The sequence below is a fragment of the Microcoleus sp. BR0-C5 genome (assembly GCF_036705045.1).
Classification (GTDB): domain Bacteria; phylum Cyanobacteriota; class Cyanobacteriia; order Cyanobacteriales; family Microcoleaceae; genus Microcoleus.
Window position 1 is genome coordinate 58,335 of sequence record NZ_JAUBTR010000028.1, and the last position, 22,806, is coordinate 81,140.

24 protein-coding genes are annotated in these 22,806 nt (G+C 45.5%); 7 read left to right on the forward strand and 17 right to left on the reverse strand.

The features are described from left to right. Nucleotides 1-241: 241 nt before the first annotated feature. Together QUB08_RS15520 and QUB08_RS15525 are read right to left on the reverse strand one after the other, a co-directional pair. The gene (locus tag QUB08_RS15520) at nucleotides 242-1,123 is read right to left on the reverse strand and encodes a RodZ domain-containing protein (RefSeq protein WP_333157540.1); all 882 of its coding nucleotides are present in this window, start codon (nucleotides 1,121-1,123) and stop codon (nucleotides 242-244) included. Beyond that, nucleotides 1,120-1,914, reverse strand: coding sequence for a pseudouridine synthase (locus tag QUB08_RS15525; RefSeq protein ID WP_333157546.1), 795 nt, complete (start codon nucleotides 1,912-1,914; stop codon nucleotides 1,120-1,122). Before QUB08_RS15525 ends, QUB08_RS15520 begins: the two co-directional genes overlap by 4 nt. A 109-nt stretch (nucleotides 1,915-2,023) precedes the next feature. Here QUB08_RS15525 and QUB08_RS15530 point away from each other — a divergent pair, with 109 nt between their 5' ends. Further along, nucleotides 2,024-2,182, forward strand: coding sequence for a hypothetical protein (locus tag QUB08_RS15530; RefSeq protein ID WP_333225562.1), 159 nt, complete (start codon nucleotides 2,024-2,026; stop codon nucleotides 2,180-2,182). Between the two features lie 621 nt (nucleotides 2,183-2,803). Beyond that, entirely contained in the window at nucleotides 2,804-3,607 is an 804-nt protein-coding gene (locus QUB08_RS15535) for a DUF2993 domain-containing protein (RefSeq protein ID WP_333225563.1), read from the forward strand. A 156-nt stretch (nucleotides 3,608-3,763) separates the two neighbouring features. Here QUB08_RS15535 and QUB08_RS15540 read toward each other — a convergent pair whose 3' ends face one another. From QUB08_RS15540 to QUB08_RS15585, 10 genes are all read right to left on the reverse strand, one after another. Next, nucleotides 3,764-4,681 (reverse strand): phosphatidate cytidylyltransferase, encoded by a 918-nt coding sequence (locus QUB08_RS15540; protein ID WP_333225564.1) that lies wholly within the window; start codon nucleotides 4,679-4,681, stop codon nucleotides 3,764-3,766. A 514-nt stretch (nucleotides 4,682-5,195) separates the two neighbouring features. Further along, the gene (gene cbiT, locus QUB08_RS15545; protein ID WP_333105613.1) at nucleotides 5,196-5,789 is read right to left on the reverse strand and encodes a precorrin-6Y C5,15-methyltransferase subunit CbiT; all 594 of its coding nucleotides are present in this window, start codon (nucleotides 5,787-5,789) and stop codon (nucleotides 5,196-5,198) included. A 99-nt stretch (nucleotides 5,790-5,888) separates the two neighbouring features. Continuing rightward, entirely contained in the window at nucleotides 5,889-7,451 is a 1,563-nt protein-coding gene (locus tag QUB08_RS15550) for an aminotransferase class I/II-fold pyridoxal phosphate-dependent enzyme (RefSeq protein ID WP_333225565.1), read from the reverse strand. A gap of 553 nt (nucleotides 7,452-8,004) precedes the next feature. Further along, nucleotides 8,005-8,325 carry a nucleotide disphospho-sugar-binding domain-containing protein gene (locus tag QUB08_RS15555; protein ID WP_333225584.1) on the reverse strand — a complete coding sequence of 107 codons (321 nt, stop codon included), beginning with the start codon at nucleotides 8,323-8,325 and terminating at the stop codon, nucleotides 8,005-8,007. Nucleotides 8,326-8,498: 173 nt separating this feature from the next. Then, nucleotides 8,499-9,704, reverse strand: a complete 1,206-nt coding sequence (locus QUB08_RS15560) for a GTPase (protein WP_333225566.1) — start codon at nucleotides 9,702-9,704, stop codon at nucleotides 8,499-8,501. A 287-nt stretch (nucleotides 9,705-9,991) separates the two neighbouring features. Continuing rightward, entirely contained in the window at nucleotides 9,992-10,810 is an 819-nt protein-coding gene (locus QUB08_RS15565; RefSeq protein WP_333225567.1) for a pentapeptide repeat-containing protein, read from the reverse strand. A gap of 20 nt (nucleotides 10,811-10,830) precedes the next feature. Next, a complete protein-coding gene (locus QUB08_RS15570) occupies nucleotides 10,831-11,910 on the reverse strand; it encodes a glycoside hydrolase family 64 protein (protein WP_333225568.1) in 1,080 nt (359 codons plus the stop codon). A gap of 111 nt (nucleotides 11,911-12,021) precedes the next feature. Then, nucleotides 12,022-12,492, reverse strand: a complete 471-nt coding sequence (locus QUB08_RS15575) for a CAP family protein (RefSeq protein WP_333225569.1) — start codon at nucleotides 12,490-12,492, stop codon at nucleotides 12,022-12,024. Between the two features lie 21 nt (nucleotides 12,493-12,513). Further along, complete coding sequence (locus QUB08_RS15580) at nucleotides 12,514-13,464, reverse strand: glycosyl hydrolase family 17 protein (RefSeq protein WP_333225570.1); 951 nt, start codon at nucleotides 13,462-13,464, stop codon at nucleotides 12,514-12,516. 104 nt (nucleotides 13,465-13,568) lie between these two features. Continuing rightward, nucleotides 13,569-14,486 carry a glycoside hydrolase family 19 protein gene (locus tag QUB08_RS15585; protein WP_333225571.1) on the reverse strand — a complete coding sequence of 306 codons (918 nt, stop codon included), beginning with the start codon at nucleotides 14,484-14,486 and terminating at the stop codon, nucleotides 13,569-13,571. A gap of 567 nt (nucleotides 14,487-15,053) precedes the next feature. Between QUB08_RS15585 and QUB08_RS15590 the strand changes: the two genes are divergently transcribed. Further along, nucleotides 15,054-15,302 carry a hypothetical protein gene (locus QUB08_RS15590; RefSeq protein WP_006633102.1) on the forward strand — a complete coding sequence of 83 codons (249 nt, stop codon included), beginning with the start codon at nucleotides 15,054-15,056 and terminating at the stop codon, nucleotides 15,300-15,302. Between the two features lie 133 nt (nucleotides 15,303-15,435). Here QUB08_RS15590 and QUB08_RS15595 read toward each other — a convergent pair whose 3' ends face one another. After that, nucleotides 15,436-15,687, reverse strand: coding sequence for a hypothetical protein (locus QUB08_RS15595; protein WP_333225572.1), 252 nt, complete (start codon nucleotides 15,685-15,687; stop codon nucleotides 15,436-15,438). Nucleotides 15,688-15,913: 226 nt separating this feature from the next. Here QUB08_RS15595 and ychF point away from each other — a divergent pair, with 226 nt between their 5' ends. Together ychF and QUB08_RS15605 are read left to right on the forward strand one after the other, a co-directional pair. Then, the gene (ychF, locus tag QUB08_RS15600) at nucleotides 15,914-17,005 is read left to right on the forward strand and encodes a redox-regulated ATPase YchF (protein WP_333225573.1); all 1,092 of its coding nucleotides are present in this window, start codon (nucleotides 15,914-15,916) and stop codon (nucleotides 17,003-17,005) included. 23 nt (nucleotides 17,006-17,028) lie between these two features. Then, nucleotides 17,029-17,400, forward strand: coding sequence for a phage holin family protein (locus tag QUB08_RS15605; protein ID WP_333225574.1), 372 nt, complete (start codon nucleotides 17,029-17,031; stop codon nucleotides 17,398-17,400). A 151-nt stretch (nucleotides 17,401-17,551) separates the two neighbouring features. Here the strand turns inward: QUB08_RS15605 and QUB08_RS15610 are convergent, their stop codons facing one another. The 3 genes from QUB08_RS15610 to QUB08_RS15620 form a co-directional block, all read right to left on the reverse strand. Continuing rightward, complete coding sequence (locus QUB08_RS15610; protein ID WP_333225575.1) at nucleotides 17,552-17,983, reverse strand: NUDIX hydrolase; 432 nt, start codon at nucleotides 17,981-17,983, stop codon at nucleotides 17,552-17,554. A gap of 184 nt (nucleotides 17,984-18,167) precedes the next feature. Continuing rightward, nucleotides 18,168-18,620: a DUF3531 family protein gene (locus QUB08_RS15615; protein WP_333225576.1), complete on the reverse strand. Its 453-nt coding sequence runs from the start codon at nucleotides 18,618-18,620 to the stop codon at nucleotides 18,168-18,170. A gap of 15 nt (nucleotides 18,621-18,635) precedes the next feature. Next, the gene (locus tag QUB08_RS15620; RefSeq protein ID WP_333225577.1) at nucleotides 18,636-19,652 is read right to left on the reverse strand and encodes a Sll0314/Alr1548 family TPR repeat-containing protein; all 1,017 of its coding nucleotides are present in this window, start codon (nucleotides 19,650-19,652) and stop codon (nucleotides 18,636-18,638) included. 430 nt (nucleotides 19,653-20,082) lie between these two features. Between QUB08_RS15620 and QUB08_RS15625 the strand changes: the two genes are divergently transcribed. Beyond that, nucleotides 20,083-20,754: an energy-coupling factor ABC transporter ATP-binding protein gene (locus QUB08_RS15625; RefSeq protein ID WP_333053058.1), complete on the forward strand. Its 672-nt coding sequence runs from the start codon at nucleotides 20,083-20,085 to the stop codon at nucleotides 20,752-20,754. A 117-nt stretch (nucleotides 20,755-20,871) separates the two neighbouring features. Further along, nucleotides 20,872-21,615: a 16S rRNA (guanine(527)-N(7))-methyltransferase RsmG gene (gene rsmG, locus QUB08_RS15630; protein ID WP_333225578.1), complete on the forward strand. Its 744-nt coding sequence runs from the start codon at nucleotides 20,872-20,874 to the stop codon at nucleotides 21,613-21,615. A gap of 297 nt (nucleotides 21,616-21,912) precedes the next feature. Here the strand turns inward: rsmG and QUB08_RS15635 are convergent, their stop codons facing one another. Beyond that, the gene (locus QUB08_RS15635; RefSeq protein WP_333225579.1) at nucleotides 21,913-22,668 is read right to left on the reverse strand and encodes a Fe-Mn family superoxide dismutase; all 756 of its coding nucleotides are present in this window, start codon (nucleotides 22,666-22,668) and stop codon (nucleotides 21,913-21,915) included. Between the last annotated feature and the right edge of the window lie 138 nt (nucleotides 22,669-22,806).

A 22,806-nucleotide genomic window follows, 5' to 3' on the forward strand; every position in this document is an offset into this window, starting at 1 on the left:
TTCTCTTTTTTTTACCGCAGATGAGGGCAGATCAACACAGATTAACGCAGATGAATTAGAGCAATTCCGGTTGCACCATCCGTGGTTTACGGTTTGGTGGATTTGAATATTCCGATGCAACCGGGTTTGATAGAATGGGTAATTGGTAATTGGTAATGAGTCAATAAAGAGGGACATTCTAATTAAAATCTGTGGAGGGCCTGCTATTACCTATTAGCCATTAACAATTACCAATTAACACTCAACCTTCATTTTTGGGCGGTGCTGCAGGATTGAGTTCGTTTGCTTTAAAAACTACTTCTTTGGCGACTCCCGGATCTCCGAGTTGTTCGGCTTGTCCGTTATTAACAGCAACCATTACCCCGCCGGCGTTACCTGCTACCACTACCAATTGCTTTTGAGCCCCCCAGGTGCGAACAGTCCCGGTCGGCAAAGTTCCCTCAAACTCTGTTTTACCATCGACTTTAACCTGCATCCACGATTCTGCTTTAAAAGTGACGTTAACCATTACTGGTTTATTGCCAGATTTATCTAAACTTTGACCTGTTCTTACTGCTTCGACAGCCTCGTAACTATCCGGTTTCTGATTTTGTGAGGCTCTTGATGCCTCAGCAGCGGCGCGAGCTTGTTCTTGCGGCCCAAGCGCTAATTCTTCGACTCCCGCACCGTTTTTTGCGGTAATAGAACCGCTCATCAACTGAGATAAGACATTGACCGAACAGATAATTAGAAAGGTGTAAAAGAGGTAGAGGTGCATCGGCCGCAACTGAGGCCCATCTTGCCAGGATAGCTTGGTTCTCGATCGCGGCGCCGGTTCGATCGGGAAAAAGTCGGCAAACTGAGTTCCGTCCAAACCCATTGCTTCAGCGTAGCGCTTGATCAAACCCTGAGTGTAGACGGGTTCGGGAAGTTGGTCGAGTTGACCGTCCTCGATTGCTTGTAGCAGATTCCGCCGAATCATTGTTACCACGGCTACTTTGTCCAAACAAATCGACTGCTGTTCGCGGTACTGACGGAGTTGAGTTCCAATTTCCGCTAGCTTCTTCTGAGCTGTTTCTGGCTCTTGGGAGTGCAGTTTCTGCTTAGTTGTTTTGAAGAATAAAAACAATAAATTCTTTGTCATATGCTGTGCTCCTGGGAATTTACTGGCACGCTTATTGATGTTAGGTTGACTAGATTCCATAAATAAATAATTTCCGCATCTTCTAGGGGTCGGCAGCAGCCTGGTGGCAATATTGGCAAACCAGGCCGCTGCAATTGAATCGGGCCAATGGCTGTGCGGTGCAGGCGCACCACGGGATATCCCAATAGCTCGGCTGTTCGCCGAATCTGTCGGTTTCTGCCTTCTGATAGCATGACTTCTAACAGAGTTTGGTCTTGCGCGCGATCGATAACTTTAACTTTCGCGGGCAAAGTTTTTCGGCCGGACAAGATGATGCCCTGACGCCACTTTTGTAGTATGGGTTCCGGGGGATCGCCGCTCACCCAAACCTGATAAGTTTTGGCGATCGAGTGACGCGGATGGGTCAAACAAAATGTCAGCTTACCATCATTGGTGAGCAAGAGGGCGCCGGTGGAATCTGCATCTAAGCGTCCTACGGGGTGGATGCCTTGACCGGAGCGCAGTTGTGGTGGCAGCAAGTCGAGAACTTTCGATCGGGATCTTGGATCGCTGCAAGTAGAAACTACGCCTGCCGGTTTGTTGAGCAACAGATAGACCTTTGCGGGTTTATCCGTTGGTTTCACCGGGACTCCATCGACTTGGATGAGATCGCGATCGGGATTCGCTTTTTCTCCTAAGCGAACAATATTGCCATTAACTCGGACTCGTCCAGCTACAATCATCTGTTCTGCAAGACGGCGAGAGGCAATGCCCCACTGGGCGAGGATTTTTTGCAGCCTTTCATCAGACATGACGGGAGTGTGGAAATCCCCAACGAGCGAACGGTGGGGAGGAAACACGACACGGTTAATTGATTAACCGTACTAGCAATGCTCAATTCCTGATTGGGAATAAATTATAGTGCTGACCAATTATTACAGGACGCCCGGCATGGCACAGATTGTCCTTGTGCCCGGTGCAGATTGTCCTTATGGCATTACCCTGAATGCTGTGCAAAAACTACGACGAAAAGACTCGCGGCAGGCACAGGTTTGCACCGTTGATGTGCGGCTGGTTTGAAAGGTGTGGGTCTGACCCGACCATAAACCCACACTACCATAAATCCCGTACTGCTGGTTAAATTTATACGCTCGATCGCGAATTTTTCATCGGGATCGCACAACTCGTGAACTACCCAAAGAGCCCAAGGTGACAAAGGTGAGAATTTTTCTGCTTCTGGCGTGGCTGATGCCAGATTTCTGCTTGATTTTGGAGTTAATCGGACTTGTGTTCATCAACCCGGTTTCTAAGGAAAATCAGAGGTTGACGGCGATATATCTGTGCAGAAACCGGGTTTTTGAGATTGGATGTGCAAGCTCTAGTTAAATTTCTGTGCTTGAATATTAAGGTTTATCAGAAGATTGGGTTTAAAACCCCGTCCTGATCGGACGGCTTTTTCCATTTTCCACTAAAAAAACACATCCATCTCAACAAATGAATATGGTACAATAACCAGATCAGACAAGATTTAAAAACCTACCCCCGGACTGGGGGAAAGTCTACGCCCAAAACATTCACTCTTGAGATATGACTACACACCTATGTGCTTTTCGTGGTCAGCCTGGGAACCCTATTACTAGGGATATTAAGATCGAAATGTCTTAATAATCCTCGTGCCTTCAGGGCGAGGAGTGTCAAATTATGAAATTGTTTATGACTGTCGATCGAGACTCTCTTCTATTTGACAATAGAGATGGCGCTGCTGGCTCTGGTGGGACTGTTAATCTCGGCGAGGAACCGGGGAGACCTTCGCCGAGTCAAGGCAGCCGGATCGCGAGCGCGGTGCTGTCTCCGGCGGTGCAGTTGTGGCTGCGATCGCAAGTTCAGCATGTGGACGAGTTGAAGGTGAAAATTGAGGGGAGCGATCGACAAATCTTCAGCGGTGCGATCCCCAAAGTCACGGCCGCCGCGATCGGTGCTGTGTATAAAGGACTACACCTAACTGAAGTTGCCATAGAGGGCTGTGGCATTCGCATCAACCTCGGTCAAGCTCTCAAAGGCCAACCCCTGCGCCTCCTGGAATCCGTTCCCGTGGCAGGCGTTTTGAGGGTCAGCCAAGCGGATTTGAATGCGTCGCTGAAAGCGCCTTTGCTTGGCTTAGCTTTGAGCGAATTTTTGCTCCCCATGCTGCCACTAAAAGATAGGGAAAATTCGCTGAAGTTGCAAAATTCGCAGATCGCAATTGAGGCGGGTTTGTTAACGCTTTCGGCGACAATTTTGCGCGCTGGCGGTACGCAAATTCCTTTTGTATTGCGGACTGGTTTACGGATAGCCAGCGGTCGCGAATTGATGTTTGAATCACCAGAAATCGAAATGGATGGAGAACTAAAGAGCAGTGATTTCAATAGTTTTAAAATTGATTTTGGGCCGGAAGTTGAGATAGAAGAGTTGATTTTGAGTCCGGGGGAGATTGTTTGTCGGGGAGGAATTAGAGTTTTGCCTTAGTTAGTTGACAGTTGACAGTTGACCGTTGACAGTTGACAGTTGACTTTAACCTGGTTCCTCGGTAGATCCTGGGAATAAATAGCCAATGACCAATTCCCAATGACCAATTCCCAATGCCCAATTCCCAATGACCAATGACCAATGACCAATTCCCAATTACCGATTAATTAAAAAAGAGTCGATCGCGGGCAAGAGTAAAGTGACAAAATAGTAGACTAAGGGCGCGGTAAAAACATAACTGTCGGTGCGATCGAGAATGCCGCCGTGACCGGGGATTAACTGTCCCGAATCCTTAACGCCGGCGTCTCGCTTCATCATCGACTCAGTTAAATCTCCCAACAGGCTAGCCACGCCAATCAACAGACCAAAAGCAGCCCCAGTATACTGCCACCCCGGCCAGTGCAAATACCAAGAACCAGCGACTGCCACGGCGATGCTGCCGCAAACTCCAAATACGGCACCTTCAACGGTTTTTTTAGGACTGATGTGGGATAGGCTAGTGCGCCCGAAGAATTTGCCGACAAAATAAGCCCCAATGTCAGCGGCCCAGATGCAGAAGAAAGCCAGCAGCAGCGAAGTCAATCCTAAAGATATATGGCTGGAAGTTGTCCAAGACGGTGGCGAGTAAATGTTAACGGGCAAATTGCTTGCTACTGCCTGCGAAAGTTGGGTTGTAGCAAGATTGGCTGGGTCAAGGCCGACTCGCAGCCGTACCCAATAGCTGGGCAAATAACCGCCGTAAAACAATCCTAAAATTGAGGAGGCAATATCGGCGATCGTCGATAATTTAGGTTGGAATAACAGGTAGAAACAAATTAAGGTTCCCGCTAAGGGGAACATGGCGTCTACGAGTTGCGGTGCCAGGGCAGCAGTAATTAACAGGCCTTGACTGACTGCTAAGGTAGTTTTGGCAGCGGGTGCAATGCCTTTAGCCCTGGCTAATTGAAAATATTCCAATTGGCCTAGGTAGACGATGACCCCAAAGCCGACGGTGAAGTACCATCCGCCCATAATAATCATTCCCAAAGCAAGGGCGATCGCAACTATTCCACTCAGGATACGAGACCAAGGCATAAAATGAATTTCTCTTGCAGACGGCGGTGGGTAATTCGATTTTAGATTTTAGATTTTAGATTTTAGATTTTAGATTCTAGATTTACTCCACAGATGAATCTGGGAGATTGAACTAGGGTCTAAAATTTTTGGTAGCCCACGACGATTGTCGGCGGCTTGTATCCGTTTTTGGGCGTGTCATTCGACGCAAGGATGCAAGGATGCAAGGATGCAAGGATGCAAGGATTGTTAGGGTACCGTTTCCTCCCTTACACAGCCAAGCCCAATACCCAACTGGCGATGATCCAAAATCTCAACTCAGGGGGTCAATCCAGCTATGGTCGCCCTTATTCTAAGTATGAAGGTTAATTGAACGTAAAAAAGGTTAAGAATTACATTTAGGAATTGGCATAGGGCATAGGGCATGGGGCATGGGGTATGTATTCCCAGGCTGTGCCGAGGAACCAGGTTAAAGTTAACTGTCAACTGTCAACTGTCAACTGTCAACTGTCAACTGTCAACTGTCAACTAACTTCTAATCCAGCTTTTCGCCGCTGAGAATAAATATGGGATTGACGGCGGCAAAGGTTTGACTGAGGCCGCGAGTCTCCAAGCGGTTGACGGCGGACTGGACTACCTCAATGTTGCGGACTTGCAACTCGGCGAACCCTTCGGAAAGGGCGTAAAGATTCTCTAAATTCGATGCTGTGGCGACAACTCTACCGTGGGGTTGCAAGTACCGCCAGACTTCTTGGAGAATGGCTTTAATGGGGCGACCTCCTTCGATGCAGACTCGGTGGGGGGGTTGGGGCAGGTTTTCCAGGCATTCCGGGGCACTGCCTTCTATGACTTCTACGTTGTCGAGATCGAATCGATCGCAATTTCTGCGAATCAAGCTTGCTACTTCTTCGTCCCTTTCGACGGCGATAATCCGACCTTTGGGACACAGCAAACCTGTTTCTACGGCGATCGTACCAGTACCTGCACCGATGTCCCACACGACTGAATCTGCTTGCAGCCGCAGGTGGGAGATTAACAGCAGTCGGACTTCTCGCTTACTCATGGGAATTCCCGGTAAACGTTCAAATAAGTCATCCGGGATGCCTGGAGTGACGTAGGGCCAAAGCATAGTTATATTTTTGATTTTTGATTTTTGATTGAAGCAAGACCGAAGTTGGAACTCGCGGAAGAAGTAGAAATTCTCCCAATTTCCCCCAAGCCTTAATATTTACTGTCGCACAACCTTGAGAGTTTGGAGGCCGGGATCGCTGCAACCTGTGATTTTTCCGCCGGCGGCCAGAATTTGTTGCAGGTAGTCAACGGCTGCTGGGGTAATGATTTCACCGGGCATCAAAACTGGTATTCCTGGGGGATAGGGACAGATGAGTTCGGCGCACAGGCGATCGACTGCTTTGTCTGCGGGTACTGTTTCCGCTGGTAAAAAGAAGGCCTCACGGGGGGAGAGGAGAGGGGGAGAGGGGGAGATTGGGAGAGTGGGAGATTGGGCAAATCTTCCATCGGACATCGGACTTCTTCTCTCGGACTTCTTCTTTCGGACTTCTTCCTTCTTCCTGACATCCGTTACATCCGTTACAGAATCCGTTGCCGAACTTCCTTCTTCGTTCTTCGTTCTTCCTTCTAAAAGAGTACAAGCTTTAACTAAATTGTCAATATCTGATTCTGTATTTCCCAAGCTGATAATAAATGTTAAATGTTGCGGCATTGGTAATTCTGCGGTGACTCCGAGTTGAGAGTGCAGAATTTCATCGGCGGCAAATCCTGTGATTCCTAAATCTGATACTTTTACTGTTAGCCTGGTACGGTCTAATGCTGCAAAACCCGGAGTATTTAATGGTTCTAAAACTGATAAGCCGGGAATTTGACTAATGCGCGATCGCGCTTTTTCGGCTAGCTGTAAAGTTTTGGTCATTAACTGTTCGCCGTGGAGTGCGATTTGTTGGCGGGCTGCGTCTAGGGATGCTAATAATAAGTAGCTGGGACTGGTAGATTGTACTAGCTGCAATGCTCTATTTAATTTTTGGATATCTATGCGATCGCCCTTGACGTGCAGCATCGATGCTTGTGTCATTGCACCGAGGGTTTTGTGGATTGATTGTACTGTTAAATCGGCGCCGGCTGATAGTGCTGGTTCTGGCAAGTTTGGATGAAAGTTAAAGTGCGCGCCGTGGGCTTCGTCTACTAATAACGGTATGTTGTATTGATGGGTAATTTGGGCGATCGCCCGCAAATCCCCGCAGACGCCGTGATAGGTTGGGTAAACTATCATTACTGCTTTAGCGTCGGGATGTTGTTCTAGTGCTGCGGCTGTGGCTTCTGGGGTGATGCTGTTGGCAATATCCCAATCCGGGTTGTACTCTGGATTGACAAAAATTGGAATTGCACCGGATAAAATTAAACCTGAAATCGCCGAGGTGTGGATATTTCGAGGCAAGATAATTTTATCGCCAGGGCCGCAAGTTGCTAAGATGGCGGCGATAATTCCGCAAGTCGAACCGTTAGCCAAAAACCGAGTTGATTGGGCTCCAAAAGCTGCGGCGGCTAAGTCTTGAGCTTCGGCAATTGCACTTTCTGGGTTAAAGAGATTGTCTAACTCCGGCAATTCCGGCAAGTCCGAACGAAATACTGCTGCACCGAATAAGTCAATTAGGGGCCCTGAGATTCCTTGTCCGCGTTTATGTCCGGGGGCGTAGAATGGGGCGTGCGGGTGATTTGTGCGATCGCGCAAGGCATCTAATAGAGGCGTTTGTTGTTGAGAGTTTGCTGGTGACACGCTTAATCCTGATTTGATTATTGGGAATTATAGCAACCGCCGAGGTTTCACTCGACGTTATTAATTGCTGAAACCATTGCTGGAAATTCCGCGATCGCATCGACCGCTTCTTGTTTCCTTGCAATCGCCCACAAGCAACACTGTCTCAATTTCAAACTTCTCTAAAATGACTGAATATGGACTGCTTAAGTATGATACTCAAACAGTTGAAAATTCTGGCTACTGCTGTACTTATGGTTTGTCTATAGCAATCCGATCTGAGTATCACAACATAACGCCCTCTTGTCTTCCTAGACTTCTTGTATAGCAAGACTTTCAGATTTTACAGATCTAGAAAATCACTTAGGATTGCTATAGGGGCTGTGGTTTCAGTTACAGCACAAAATTATACCACAGTCTGCAGCTATTTTTCAGCCAAGACCGGCTTTCGAGTCAATACAACCTGTTCGATAATATCGGCCGCTTTCTTGACTCCGCCCGATCGCGCGATCGTGTCTTGGAGGGCGATCTGCCTTTTTTGATACCACTCTTGGGTTAGGACTTTCCCAATGGTCTATCGGAGTTTAGGCACGCTCAATTCCTTCAAATAAGCCGCTTCACCCACACCCGTATAAGCAATCCGCGCAGCCACTCCCGGCTGGTCATTTGCCACAGGAATTGCCACCATCGGTACTCCATTAATCAATGATTCCAAAGTCATATTCATCCCGGCGTGAGTAATCGTGAGAGTTGTTTTTTGTAGCAATTCTAATTGCGGTTCATAGCCAACAAATATCTGATTTCCAGGCAATTGTAGGAAGGATTCGGGAGTCGCACCGCCACCGAGAGAAATTACGAATTGGGCGTCTAATCCTGCACAAGCGGAGGCGAGGATTTGAAATTTTTCTAGTAATCAATTTTAAATCGTTCCCATTGAGGCATAAATCAGATGTTTTTTTATACTAAAAGCTCGATGAGCGGTCTTAATTGCCTGTTCATCTGCGTTGAGTCTGCTAAACACATTTGTATCGTCAGGATTCAAGCTTTTTCCCAAGTTTAACACATACTTTAATATTCAACGTTCACCTCAATTGAAGATAAAAGCTGTTTCCAAAAATTTACTTTAGCTACATCTCTGAAATCAATTTTTGTTATTGATGACTGAATTGATTTATTAATCCGCTTAAACTCCTGCTCTAAGCTAGCGCTTTTTTGAATTTCCAAGCCCTTGCTGAAGAAAAAGTTTACCATTAAAAGTGTAGCAGCCATGTAGGAAACTATCAGAATTAGGCCAGGTATATCCAAAATACCTGTGGGAGGTAGAAAAGAAACAACAATCCCATAAGCTACCGATCCTATTGATTGGGCGCTAGTAGTAGTAAAAACTTTCATAATCTTAGCGACCTCAGTCTTAGATGGAAACTCACCTCTGTACAGATATCCTAAAGATGAGATTGCAGTAGCCTGAGAAACCATAATAAACCCAATACTACCAGGCACAAGACTCGATCCTACTGATGCAGCACAGGCAGCAGCAACTATGCCAATTGCCGCGGGCTGCTTTCGTTTTAGCTCTTTCGCAATAAAAGCAACTTTTCCGATTTTGAAACAACTCTCAAAAATTGCATCCTTCAGAATTGATATACCTCTAATAGTCGTAGGAACACCATATTCATCAACAGGTATCTCTTTTTCATCACCAGTTATTGGATCGATAAACCTATCTTCAGAGTCATACCCCCGACTGCTCACCTCATAAATTTCTGTATTCAAGTCTAAATTTAAAACTTCTCTCCATTGAACCTGGATTTTTTGCAGGTTTGCCTTGGTTTCACGATCTATTTTATTCAAAACAACAAAAACTTTTTTTGCTGCTTTTTTAAGAATTTTATAGTTCTCCGTCTGTTGCTCGTTAGCCACATCTGCAATAATTAAAATGCCAATATCAACCCCGTCATTAAGAATTTTTTTTGTTTTTTCTATATGAGCGCTATTAACATCTTGAAGTCCCGGTGTATCTAAAATACGAATATGAGAACCTACTGGTTGAAAACTTACTTCTTTGGTTGCTCCTGCAAGAACACTTACCGCAAACTTACTCTCCTTTCTAGAACAGTCAAAGAAAGCATTTAAAAAAGAGCTTTTACCACTAGAAACTCCACCTATAACAGCTATTTGTAAATAGCCATGAGTTTTAGCATCATATTCTGAAAAGAGGTTATCAACTTTTTGAGCAAGAGCTTCTTGATTTAGTGGGAATTGATTCTCTAGCATTGTTTATTCCTGAAATGCAACCTAATTCTAATGTACGGTGATAAATCTAAAAAAGGGTCTAACTCATAGTTGAGTTTTCCGCCTATAAAAAAGATCGGGCATAAACTGACCGTAAAGGGGGGAAACAACCTAAACTTTTGGTTAGGTGTCGCCCTAAACTACAAGGTGGCAAACGCTTCGCTGAAGGACGGATGAAAGGAATTACTGATCCGCAATTTCAGAATTTATTGAGAGTAAGCGGCGGCGATCGCTTCCTATGGCTGCTCAACTAACTGCTTTCAAGGTAATTAGAGTCGATCTCGTAACTCTTGGTCATAGTGGGCTGTTTCCCAGTTTTTAGCAGTTTTGACTTGCTCTGGGGTTAAATTTTTAGCTCCTTTGAGATCGGCATAATTAAGGTCGGTACTCTTGAGGTTGGCTCGATTGAGGTTAGCTCCAATGAGTTTGGCTCCAATTAATGAAGCTCCACTAAGGTCGGTTTCACTAAGATTGGCATCCTGGAAGCGTGCCCCATTTAGGTTAGAACCTTTGAGGTTGGCTTTGTTTATCCAAGCACCTTGGAGGATCGCTCCACCGAGTTGAGCTTTTTCCAGTTCGATCCCCTCTAAATTTGCTCCTGGAGCTTTCAATCCTTGTAAACTAACCCCATCTTTATTCAGGTCTTGCAAAGCCTGAATTCTTCCTCCACTACCGTTTTGACTCAACGCTGAATTAATAACCGTCCATGCTTGATAGTGTGCTTGCTTCTGTCGTTTTGGTGCTTCCCAAACATAGCGACCCAACCCAATGACAACAGTTATTACTATCCCACTTTGTAATAATTTCACAGAGCCTTTGCGGAGCAAAGCCCATTTTTTCTTGGTAGGTAAGTGCAGTGCCCACTTAGCCCAAGTAGTATGTATGTTCCACCAATTCTTAGTCTTAGGGTACGGATCGATAGGTTCTTCTGACCTGAGATCGTATAAACGGCGATAAATGTCTATCTCCATATTCAACCGCTTTGCTTCACACACTAAGTCATACTCGCGCTGCAATCGGTCTGGCCCATCGTAGACTCTCGCAAAACTTTCTCGCAATTCCTCAATATTTGGTGTATCTTTGTTCATAACCGCCCCAATTTCTTCACTCAATTCCAGCTTATAGTTACCTTCAATTCTTCAGGATTATGATGTTCAAGCAAGGTACTTTGCTCGCAGACATCATCAAAGGGAAATCCATAAGCTTTGTTATCTATGCTGTGAAGGTGCCAGAATTGTGCATAGTAATTAGCCGGGGAATTTTTATAATACTCCTCTGGAGTATACCGATTCTCTGGACTGCCCAATATGTGCCTGTTGAGCATGGCGCTTACTTGAGATTGAATTACCTTTTCAGTGGCATCACCTTTAGCAAATACTCCCGCACACTCAAAAACTTCGGCAGAAGTGGGATAGTCGATTATATATTTCCTATCCACATCACCATCCTTTGTAAAGGCAAAAACCTTGTTTTCTACCTTTCCTGCAAAAGTTCCCTCATTTGTAGTAAAAACCAGTTCGTTTGACACATAATATTGCCACATTTCAGCAATGTAGCTATCGAAGTATGTTTCGTAATTTTGACCACGAGAAAAATTACCTTTAAAAGGCGCTACGATTCTGTAGGGTGCCTGAACCATAGATTGAAATTCGGTTGGTACACTTGCCATGTATTCACTGAACAAAGCAGTTCTAGATTCAGTTATTCCCAGTTTTTTGGAAAATCCATCTGATGCAGTCAACTCAACTGTCATTGGGAAACCAAACTGATCTACTTGAGTGGTATTACCGTGAAAACCAGCATCATCAATAGTAAATTCTAACCAATCAAAATAAACGTCTGCATTGGCGTCAGATGGATTAGCTGGATTTGGGCCAACAAAACCATATCCATTGTTGACAATTTTCAGATACGTTGGCGAGCCGAGACTAATATATGCTCTACCAGAATCGATTTTAGGAACTTGTATTTCGGTAACTTCACTGACTGTATGCAAATAATTGCACCAGTTTTGTTCATTTTTGGTCAGATGACCGGGCGCATCGTTATCACTATCATTGCAGGGGACTAAATTACCATCTTTGTCTACATGACAAAATTGACCTGTGGAATTTTTGCCTATGATAACAAAGTAAATCTGCTCAGAGGAATATTTTCCTCCAGTGTTATTGGTGAATGAAAATTTCATAATGTTTTCCTAATCAAGAAGCGAGTTGGTAATTATGGGGAAAAGCTAAACATTCCTATCGAAAAGCTTTTCTCATTCAAGAGCTACACTCAACTCTATATGTAATTGTCGTTAGAAAGCAGGTTTTCCTAGAAAGTTCCCTGGAGGGCTGTAACGGCAAACTAAGATATCATTGCCATTGGCGCTAGCGATCGCACAACCAACTTCTGTTGTGTTTCTCCAGACAACTTGGGTATAGTGACCAACATCTTGCCACTTTCCAGTAGAGCTAACATTGGGGAATGTCCCACCGATAAAATACTGCTTTTCGTTTCCAAAACTCTCAATCATTTGGGTATAACTAAAGTAGCCAGATGCTCCCATCCAAAGGTTTTCGCCTTCACCCGTGTTCTGGCTATGTTGCAAGGTTCCTCCCAAGGAAGCAAGGTAGTCTGCCCACTCCTGAGCATGATTGGCTAAAGTATCAGACCAAGTGAGTGGCGGAACAGCCACTTCTGCCCGATATTGGTTATGAGCATTGAGAATTTCTTGAGCTATTGAGTTTTGCTCTGCTGTCACAGAGAGATTAGCATTAGACATCATTTTCTCCTTTGTTTTGTGCAGTTAAACTTTCTTTTGCTTGTATTCCCCTTGGTCGTTGAGATACCAGATTCCGTAGTGTCCTTCGGCAGAATATTGTGAGTTATGATGGCTTTTCCAAGGTTCGTCAAATGCCTCAAAAAAGTAAGTGATCACCCGATTTTCAAAAGCCCACTTGTCAATTGCTTCATAATAAGCAAGGAGATTTACCACATTATTATCTATGTTGTTAAAGCTAACCCCCTCTGATGGCCACCCTGTTTCGCCAATCATCATCTCGCATTGGGGATTAACGTCTGAAACGGCTGTTTTGATTTGATAAAAAGCCTGACCTACTGCATTCACACCATCTTGAGGTGTGACAGAGTGCGAAGGTGAATAAAGATTGCATTGGATAAAATCGCAATTCTGAATAAGTCCTTTTAGCTCGTTGTAATAGGTGCTGTTAGGATTGGCAATTTCACCAAAGGTATTCGATCGAACACCTACTTTTATACCGAAATTGTGGGCTTTTTCCTTGTTGGCCACAATCATCTGAGTGACTGCATTTACTTTGTCAGCATCGCTGACGTATTCATTGGTGAAAACGAAAGAAGTCACCGTGTTTGGGTAAGAAGTGTTCGCTAAGGATGCCGCAGCAAAAGCAGCATCGATTTCTGCCTGCTGTAGCGCCATGTCAATCTGCTGTTGCTGGTTAGTCTTTTGATAAATTCCCTGACTAACTTCAAAGGCGATTTTACCCCGAAGTTGATTCAACTGGGCAGCGGCACCAACAATATGACAGTTAGAATTGACCTGATTCCAGGGTGTTGTGGGCGGGTATCCGTCATAGCCCATACTGTAGGTACTTATCTTGTTGAAATACGGTTCGATGATTTCCAGCATCCGAACAATATCCTGCTGGCTGTATGAGTTCCACAATTGATTCGCGGGGCCAACATACGGACTAAAAGCTACACCAAGAAATTCAGACATAGTGATACTTCCATCTTGCAATGAGATGTATTTTGTGCAAGGGTTCCAGATAAGTTGTGCGACGCATCTAGAACACTTGCCAAAAACTTTTTGAAACAGAATCTTTAGTAGTGCGCCATGTTTTCGCAAAAGATGATCTCACCCATGTTTACACCCAACATCTGGGTAAAACGCTCGTAGAAACCCACCCTGTCGCGAACCTTGTCATTAGTAGGGATGCTACATTCAAGACCGCCATTGATGATGTTGATAGTCATGCCAAATCCAGGTGCACGTCCCTTGCTGGCATCGTCAGGAGAAGGTGTCCAACCACCAGTCATTACTGCGTGACAAGAAGGCTTGGGTGGCTGTGAGGTCATCCAGAACCACAGAGCAGTTTGGAAGGCGATGACGCCATCTGACTTAACCAGGTCAGGGTTATTAAGCAAATCCGCGCCCAAGACTTCGCCCATCTGACCGTAGTTGTAGTTCCACGACAGTTGTATGGGCCCACGACCGTGATAGGAGCGACCAGACGCACAAGGATAGGTGGTATTCGATGCGTCACAGTATTGACTTGTGGGATTTTGCTCTTCGATAAAGTGCAGACCCCAAGCAAAACGTCCACCAGGAGCAGCGTCCCAACCTCCCGTCGTCTCATGGGCAATATTTGCTAGGAACGCGGCTGCCTCCTGTTTGCGTTGCTCATCTGAACCCTCATTGCAAAACTGCGGGTACTTCTGAGTTGCCGTCACCAGACTGTCGTAAGCGTACAAAGCGTTACGGTTGGGAAACATGGCTTCATAAGTTTCAGAAGATATAATACTTGCGAAACCATTACCTCCTGGTAAAGTGATAGAGCCGTTAGGAATGCAGAGTTCCTGACCTTCTTGCAAATTGCTAGCATCATTGTCTGTCAATAAGCTGCCATCTGGTTTTTTAATTTCACGCCAACGATTACCATCACCTAATTGTTCTTGAGCGATGTTAGAAGGCGTATTTCCAGGCTTTACTATGTACGATCTGCCAACTGTACAAGACATAAATTGCCTCAACTGAAACTGAGTAGGTTGTTCAAATTTGAAAGTAACCAACAAGCTTGTAGACTATTTCTGCTTGCGATTCCCTCTGTAAACCCACTGTAAGGTGATACACCCAAGGAAGGTGCTAGCCTGTAGTTGAGTTTTCAGCCCATACAAAAGACCTCCCATGAAGCTGACTCTTAATTGAGGGAATAACCTGTATTTTTGGCTAGGTGTGGTGCAAAACCACGGGCTGGCAAGGCTTTTCGGAGGGCGATCGATTGCGCGATTTTAGATTTTAGATTTGAGATTTTAGATTGGCTCCCACGGGCTGTAGCGATCGCACGTGATGAGTACGCTACGCTTTTTTCAATGGTTCACGGCTTGTACCGGGGGGCTGTGACCAAATTGCTTTCCGTCAGCATAAAAAATCAAATACAGATAAACCCGGTTGTTTTCATCTACTCCAAAAAGCTGATTTAAAATGGTACAAAATATCAATTTTAATAAATTTTCACTATTTAGATAGATGTCGTATTTTTAGTTTTTTATCTACGCTGATTGTATCGAGTTATTAATAGAATTGCCGTGATTTTTCCCAACCCTAGTCCATTTCCAGGCCCGCAGATTCCCAGTACCGAACCGGGGCTCCCGACTATACCCGCATCGCCACCAGTGCCGGGCCCCGTTCCCGAACCGATTCCCGGGATAGTACCGGAACCGGTACCTGCGCCAATTCCGCAGCCAATTCCCGAACCGGTGCCGGAAACTGTACCCTCTCCGATTCCTCAAACAGTGCCGGAGCCTATTCCTCAGACAATCCCTGAACCTGTGTAAATTATGTTTTAGTCGATCGCCAAATTTAAGATTGTTTGTCAGGTCGATCGCAAAAACCGGCTTTCTCCAAAGTCCCCAATCTTTTGGATGAATATCAGACTTGAAAAAACTCGGTTTTTGCGTAGATTATCGATTACTTGAAGTTGAGCGCAGTCTCTTTACAAAGGTCAACAGCACCCAAAGCAGTCCATTTGCCGTCCTCGTATTCGGCCATGACATCAAAAACACAGCCCGCATCCGAACCCTCGTAGTCAGCTCGATCCCACTCAAAATCTGCCTTTTCCCGATCGGCAATCGGGGCCTCTAGCTCGTTTTCTCCCCAAGTATCCTTATCGGGAGGAGACATATAGACGGCTGTCATCGTCTTGCCACTGTTGTTAATCACCGAAATTTTGACCACCTCAGCGAAAACGCTAGCTGCTGTCAGCGCTAACAGGGGCAGCGACAGCCCCGCAGCTATCGTTACTTTCCTTAACCACTTGTTAACCCTTGAGCCATCTACCTCAAGTTAGATATTTATTCAAGCTTAGCTTTAGAAGTTAGAAGGGACAAGTCAGATATATTGCTATTGCTTATGATATTTTGAAACAGTGATATGTTTCTAAATAGCTATGCTTACTGCCGGAATTGTCGGACTGCCTAATGTGGGCAAATCAACTTTGTTTAATGCTCTGGTTGCTAATGCCAAGGCGACTGCTGCTAATTTTCCTTTCTGTACGATCGAGCCAAATACGGGTATCGTGGCAGTGCCAGACGAACGGTTGAAGGTGCTGAGCAATATTTGCAATTCCGCGCAAACTGTGCCGACGCGGATTGAGTTTGTGGATATTGCGGGTTTGGTGAAGGGGGCGAGTCAGGGAGAAGGACTGGGAAATCAGTTTTTGTCTCACATTCGGGCTGTAGATGCGATCGTCCACGTTGTCCGCTGTTTTGAGAATGACGATATCATTCACGTTGCGGGTTCTGTCGATCCGATCCGAGATATTGACATTATCAATCTCGAATTAATTCTAGCAGATTTAGCTCAAATTGAACGCAGGCTCGATCGCACTCGCAAGCTGGCCCGCAACAACAAGGAAGCTCAGGCCGAAGTGGATGTACTCGAAAAATTAGTCGCTGTTTTGAATGCGGGGAAACCGGCGCGGCAGTACAATTTCACAGATGAAGAAGCTGAATTAGTTAAAGGGTTGGAATTACTGACCAACAAACCAATTATCTATGCTGCTAACGTGTCTGATGACGATTTAGCAACAGGAAATAGCTTTGTCGAACAAGTGCGGGAAGTAGCAGAAGCAGAAAATGCTAAGGTTGTCATAGTTTCGGCGCAAGTTGAGTCAGAATTGGTGGAGTTATCCGAGGAAGAACGAACGGATTTCCTAGAATCTCTGGGGGTAAAAGAAGGTGGCTTGAAATCTCTGATTCGAGCTACTTACGAATTATTGGGTTTGCGGACTTATTTTACTAGCGGGCCAAAGGAAACTCGCGCTTGGACGATTATCGCGGGAATGTTAGCACCGCAAGCTGCGGGGGTTATTCACTCTGATTTTGAACGGGGTTTCATCCGGGCCGAAACTGTAGCATATGAAGATTTGGTTGCTACGGGCGCGATGAATGCGGCTAAGGAAAAAGGCTTAGTTCGCAGTGAAGGAAAAGAGTATGTTGTACAAGAGGGGGATGTGCTGTTGTTCCGATTTAATGTTTAGCTTTTTTTCGAGGAGATTGCCAAATGAAGCTCGACATCTTTTCGGTGGCAATTGCTTGGCTGGTTAATTCTGTGAGCTTTTTTATTCTTTCCAAGTTGCCCATCGGGGTAGATATTGACAGTTTTGGAAAAGCGATGATTTCGGCTGCCGTTTTTGGATTGCTGAATGCTTTGGTGCGGCCGGTTTTTGTGGGAAATGTTGAACCATTTGCGTTGCCCACTTATAGCTTGTTTGCGATGGTTATCAACGCTGCTATGTTTGGATTTGCGGCTTGGCTAGTCGAAGGATTTCGGTTGCGCTGGGGAATTTGGAGTGCAATGCTTGGGGCGATCGCCCTCGGTTTTATTAACTCTCTTCTCTATGACGTGTTGGATAAGCTGCCAAATGTACGGTAGATCAAGGTAACGCGCGGGGCGGAAGGAAGGGGCGGGTTTATTCATCCTGTTAGTTATCGCCAATATTTCAGGTGAAACCCGCCCCAACGGCAAATATTTTAGGTTTAATTCTCCCATATCAGGTATTTATTTTTTGGTATGGGTTGAGTTATTAGCCTTCACAGTAGTCGATAAATTTGTCGGGAACTAGGCGCAATTCGCCCGATCGAAAGCGCTCGACCGGTATCCAAAATGCAGTATGTTCCCCATCTCCGTCTGCAAAATCCAGACTCTCCAATTCATAAAATTTGGAATCTACAAAATCGCACTGGTATAGTTGTATTAATTCGTGTCCGGCTTTGCCATTATAAACAAAGAAGTTTTCCAAACAAGCCAAATATTTGATATTTGTTAACTCGGCTTGAATTTCTTCTTGAAACTCTCTTTGCAAAGCGTCGATGCTGTGCTCTCCAAATTCTACGCCGCCGCCCAAAGCGCGGTAGAATGTTTCTTGTTTTACCGGATCGCAGCATTCGGAAACGAAGATGCGATCGCCCGATCGAATTAATCCTAAAACAATTACGCGAATTTTACCTTTTTGCATAATTAGTCATCAGTCATTAGTAATCAATCATTAACTGGTTCCTAGGCAGAGCCTAGGAATCAATGTCCAGATGCTCTGCCTCGCTTTCGGAGCAGCAAAATAGGAGGCAGATCCTCTGGATATGTGTTACCAGGCTCTTCCTAGTAACGAGTAGAAGCCGCCCCTAATGAGTAATCACTAATGACTAATTCTCGGCGGCAAAACCCTCTCTGCTCCTCCTATTTTCAATTGGCCAGTCTATATTTTCACCGCCGATAATTAGTTTTTCAATCGTTACGAATTCTTTGCTGAGTTGCTGGAAAACATTAATCAAAACATCGAGTCCAATTGCATCGCTAGTACCCAAATCAAACCAGCAACGAGCCCAAGAACCTTGATACTCCATTTCTCCCATATTGTGCATCAAAGCCATCATGCTTTGGTCGGCTAGATTAACATCGTAATTCATATCACTGATGTCTAAGCCTTCATCTTGAACTTGCAAATTTTCCGCATTAAATCCTCCAAGTTTTCCCAAGAAAAACCAAGAGTCAAACACTTCTTCAACATACTGTTTTTCACCGTTTGAAGGCACGTTGCTGAACTTCAGCCAAATCCAGAGGTCAAAGGGGTTAAACTCGCGAAACTCTACTTGCATAGTTTTTTGGTGTTTTTATAGTGGTGGTAAGGCCGCCGGCCCCCAGACTCCATCTGCATCTCTAATTTTATCGCGCATGGGGTCGCAGGCGCGAGATTTGCTGTCGAGACGGTTACGGGTTCTGCACTGCTGAAAGAAGATTTCGGCTACTAAACTACGCGGCAGTTGGTCAGGTTTTGCTAAGGCTGCGTCCAAGTTTTTTCGGGCTTCCTCAAGTAAGGTTTTGTTGCTGTCTTTTCCCTGGGATTGGGAAAACAAGATTTGTCCTTTTAGATAGAGAACTTCTGGATTATTGGGCGTTTCTGCTAGGGATTTGTTGGCAAACTCTAAAGCGCGATCGTACTTTTTTAAGTCTCGATAGCCTACTGCCATGCCGCGATAAGCTAAGTAGCGGGGAGAGGCTTTTTGTTCGAGTCTTTGAATTGCTTCGTTGGGGTTGGAAAAGGGCAGGTTTGTGGCTAGCATTAAGTCCATGTAGCCTTTGATCAGGTTGAGTTCGGGGTCGTTGGGCGCTATTTTGTCGGCGGCCTCTAGGTATTGAAATACTACTCGCAATTTACTCAAAGCTTGGGGCGCGCCTTTGGCTGTTCCTTCTTTGGCTATAATGTTCGCCCCTTCTAGAAAGTGGCCGGCTGCTGTGTAAATATTGCCGCGCAATGGATTAGTTTTCGCCAATTTTTCGCCGACTTCGCGGGTTTTTTGCGCGTAGGAATTCATCGAGTTGAAGTCTTTTTCGATGTAGGATAGGGAGGCTGCCATCGCATAGGCTAGCGGCTCGTTTGGTTCGGCTGATAGTGCTTGTTCAATTTGAGCTTTTGCTTGTTTGTAGTTTCCTTGCTGAAACATTGTTTTGAAAGCGGTTTCGGTGTTGGGCCCGATCGCCTGCGGGTTGCTGCTGCGAAAGGGATCGCCCGCTACTGCTGAGTTAATGCAGATGCTGAGGGCGATCGCTCCTGCACTGGCGATCGCCCGCACTGTCTGTTTAGAACTTAACATTTGCTTGCCCACCGATGCTAAAGGGTTTTTCGTCATCGTCAATTCTCTCAATGGAATATACTGTAAACTAGAAACAAGAGAGTGAAATTTTCAGACTTTCGGGCCGCGACCAAAAAAAGAGTGAAATTTGCTTGATTTTTTCTAGCTGTTGCGGTATATTTTAATAATCGAAGTGTGACTTGTAATATATTGACGGACAGATTTCCATTATTAAAATATACCATGAAAAAACAGAAAAATCAAACGCCACTCCTGAAAAAAAAAGGAAATTTTTGTTAAGATTTATGTAAAATAATTGTGTGCGATCGACCCCAGCCAAAAACAGCCTTAACTATCAATAGCACAACCCGAAGTTCCCCGCTCCAACAATAACTATTTTTCTGATAGTTGAATGTTGATTGTTGACTGTTAACAACTGCCAACTGCCAACTGCCAACTGCCAACTGCCAACTAACAACTGCCGTTAATGCTTTATCTAAAAAACTTAGTATATCATCCTACCGCCTGTCCGAATCCTATTCTGAAAAATATTAACTTAGAACTGCCATCGCAGCAAATGGGGCTGATTGTGGGTCGCAGCGGCTCAGGCAAAAGTACGCTATTAGAAATATTAGCAGGTTTAGCCGAAAAAACTAGCGGCGACATCCGCTGGCGGGAACAGGAATTAACACCGGAACACTTGCAACAGTTAGGAGGGTTAGTCTTCCAGTTTCCAGAAAGGCATTTTTGCGGAGGCACAATTTTAGAAGAATTGCGGTTGGGGCATCCTGAATTGGGACAAGAACAAATTAACTCAGCAATGGCAGAAGTGGGACTCGGACATTTGCCGCTGCGCGCTTCCCCCCACGCTTTGAGCGGCGGACAACAGCGGAGGGTAGCGCTGGCGGTGCAGCTAATTCGGCAGCCGCATTTGCTACTTTTGGACGAACCGACGGCGGGTTTGGATTGGTCGATGCGGCGGCAGTTGGTAAGCTTGTTGAGTAAGTTGAAAAGTCACTGGACTTTGTTGATTGTTACTCACGATGCTAGCGATTTGTTGAGTGTAGCCGATAAATTTTGGACTCTAAACCACGGGGATTTGCAGGAGGTCGATCGGGCTAAATTAGAAGCTAAGGAAACGAGTTTTGTTAGTCATTAGTCATTAGTCATTAGTCATTAGTCATTAGTCATTCGTTAGTGCGGCGGGTCTATCGCATTATGAAGCGTTTTTAAGTGCAGAGAATTTGCCGAGCTTACAAAAGAGTGGGAATAGAAGATGAATCAGATTACAATGCCTGTGTTGCCCCAGATGAACGAGTTGTGGCAAAAAACGCTGAATTGGCAGCCGGATGAGTCGCAGCAACAACAATTTCAGCAACTTTATGAGTTAATTGTCGAGGGAAATCGCTCCTTTAATTTAACTCGAATTACCGAACCGATGGAGTTTTGGGAAAAACATTTGTGGGATTCTCTGCGGGGAATTGCCAGACTGCTGCCAGCTAATCATAATTCGGCGGAAAATCCCGACTTTGCCGCGGAGTCGGTGCAGAAAGCGATCGATATCGGGACAGGTGGGGGTTTTCCGGGCCTGCCGATCGCGATCGCCCTGCCACAACTATCAGTTACTTTGCTCGATTCTACCCGCAAAAAAATTACTTTTTTGGAAACAGTTGTGCCGTCTTTAGGGATAGAAAATGCGGCGACTTTGTTGGGCAGAGCCGATGAAATTGCCCGACAGCCACAGCACAAACAAGCTTACGATTTAGCCGTTCTCCGAGCAGTGGGAGCCGCTCCTCTCTGCGCTAAATCCGCGCTGCCTCTGCTAAAAAATGGCGGTTTGGCGGTACTTTACCGTGGGAATTGGACGGTGGAGGAAGAGACGGAGTTGCAAAGGGCGATCGAGCATTTGGGCGGCACCGTTGAGTCAGTCGAAGCATTCACAACGCCGACGAGTCAAGGGGCACGGCACTGTGTTTACTTGCGGAAAGTTGTACAGCAGTTCGAGCGTCCCGTGCGCTAGTAGGGACACGGCACTGCCCGTTAGTGTCAACTTAATGTCAAAAGTAGTATTAGTATACCGTCTACCGATTAGGTCCTGATCCCCCCGGCGCTTAGGGCGGGCACGGGGAGTAGGGGTCGCACCGCCCCTAGGTCGGGGGGACAAGAAATATGCTCAAAGTCAACCCCTACTCCCCTTATTAAGGGGGATTTAGGGGGATCGAGACTGGGCTAAAAGCGAGATTTCTCAGGGGTTTCAGTCTTAAGTTGACACGAAGAAGGGCACGGCGCCGTGTCCTGTATTTCATCTAATTGAAAACTACCCGATCGCCTTTTCGTAGCGCTTGTTAATTTCCGCCCAATTAACAACATTCCACCAAGCTTTTAAGTAGTCGGCGCGCAAATTTTGGTATTTGAGATAATAAGCGTGTTCCCAAACATCGTTGCCCATAATTGGATAATTTCCCTGCATGAAAGGAGTGTCTTGATTGGGAGTAGTTGCAATCTCAAGTTTGCCGGCTTTTGTGCGGACTAGCCAAACCCAACCACTGCCAAAACGCTTTGTACCTGCATCATTGAATTTTTCTTTAAAAGCGTCAACACTGCCGAAAGTTTGCTTAATTGCTGTTGCAATTGCCCCTGTGGGTTCGCCGCCACCTTTGGGACTCATAATTTCCCAAAACATACTGTGATTTAGGTGTCCGCCGCCATTGTTACGCACGGTTGTGCGAATATCTTCTGGCACTTTGCTCAAATCTCGCAGCATATCTTCCGCAGTGATATTTTTGAGTTGCGGGTATTTACTGACAGCATCGTTGAGGTTTTTAACGTAAGCAGCGTGGTGTTTGTCGTGGTGAAATTGCATTGTCCGTGCATCGATGTGCGGTTCTAAAGCATTGGATTCGTAGGGCAAAGGCGGCAGTGTAAAAGGCCCCGGAGTTTGGGCTATTTTTGGACTTTCTGCAACTGGACTTGCTGGCGATACATTATTTCCTGACGCTTGGCAAGCACCTGCGGTAATAGCTCCGACGCTGGCCGTCAGCAAATACAAGAAATCTCGGCGTTTGAGAGTCATAAAAAATACCTAAGTGAATTATTAACTGTTTTATCTCAGATTAAAGCAAAATGGGAGTGAGTTGAGAAAAAAAGTTGTATCGCCCGAATGGATGAGACGGATGGGCGATGGTTGTGAGAGTTTCTCAAGTATAGGCTA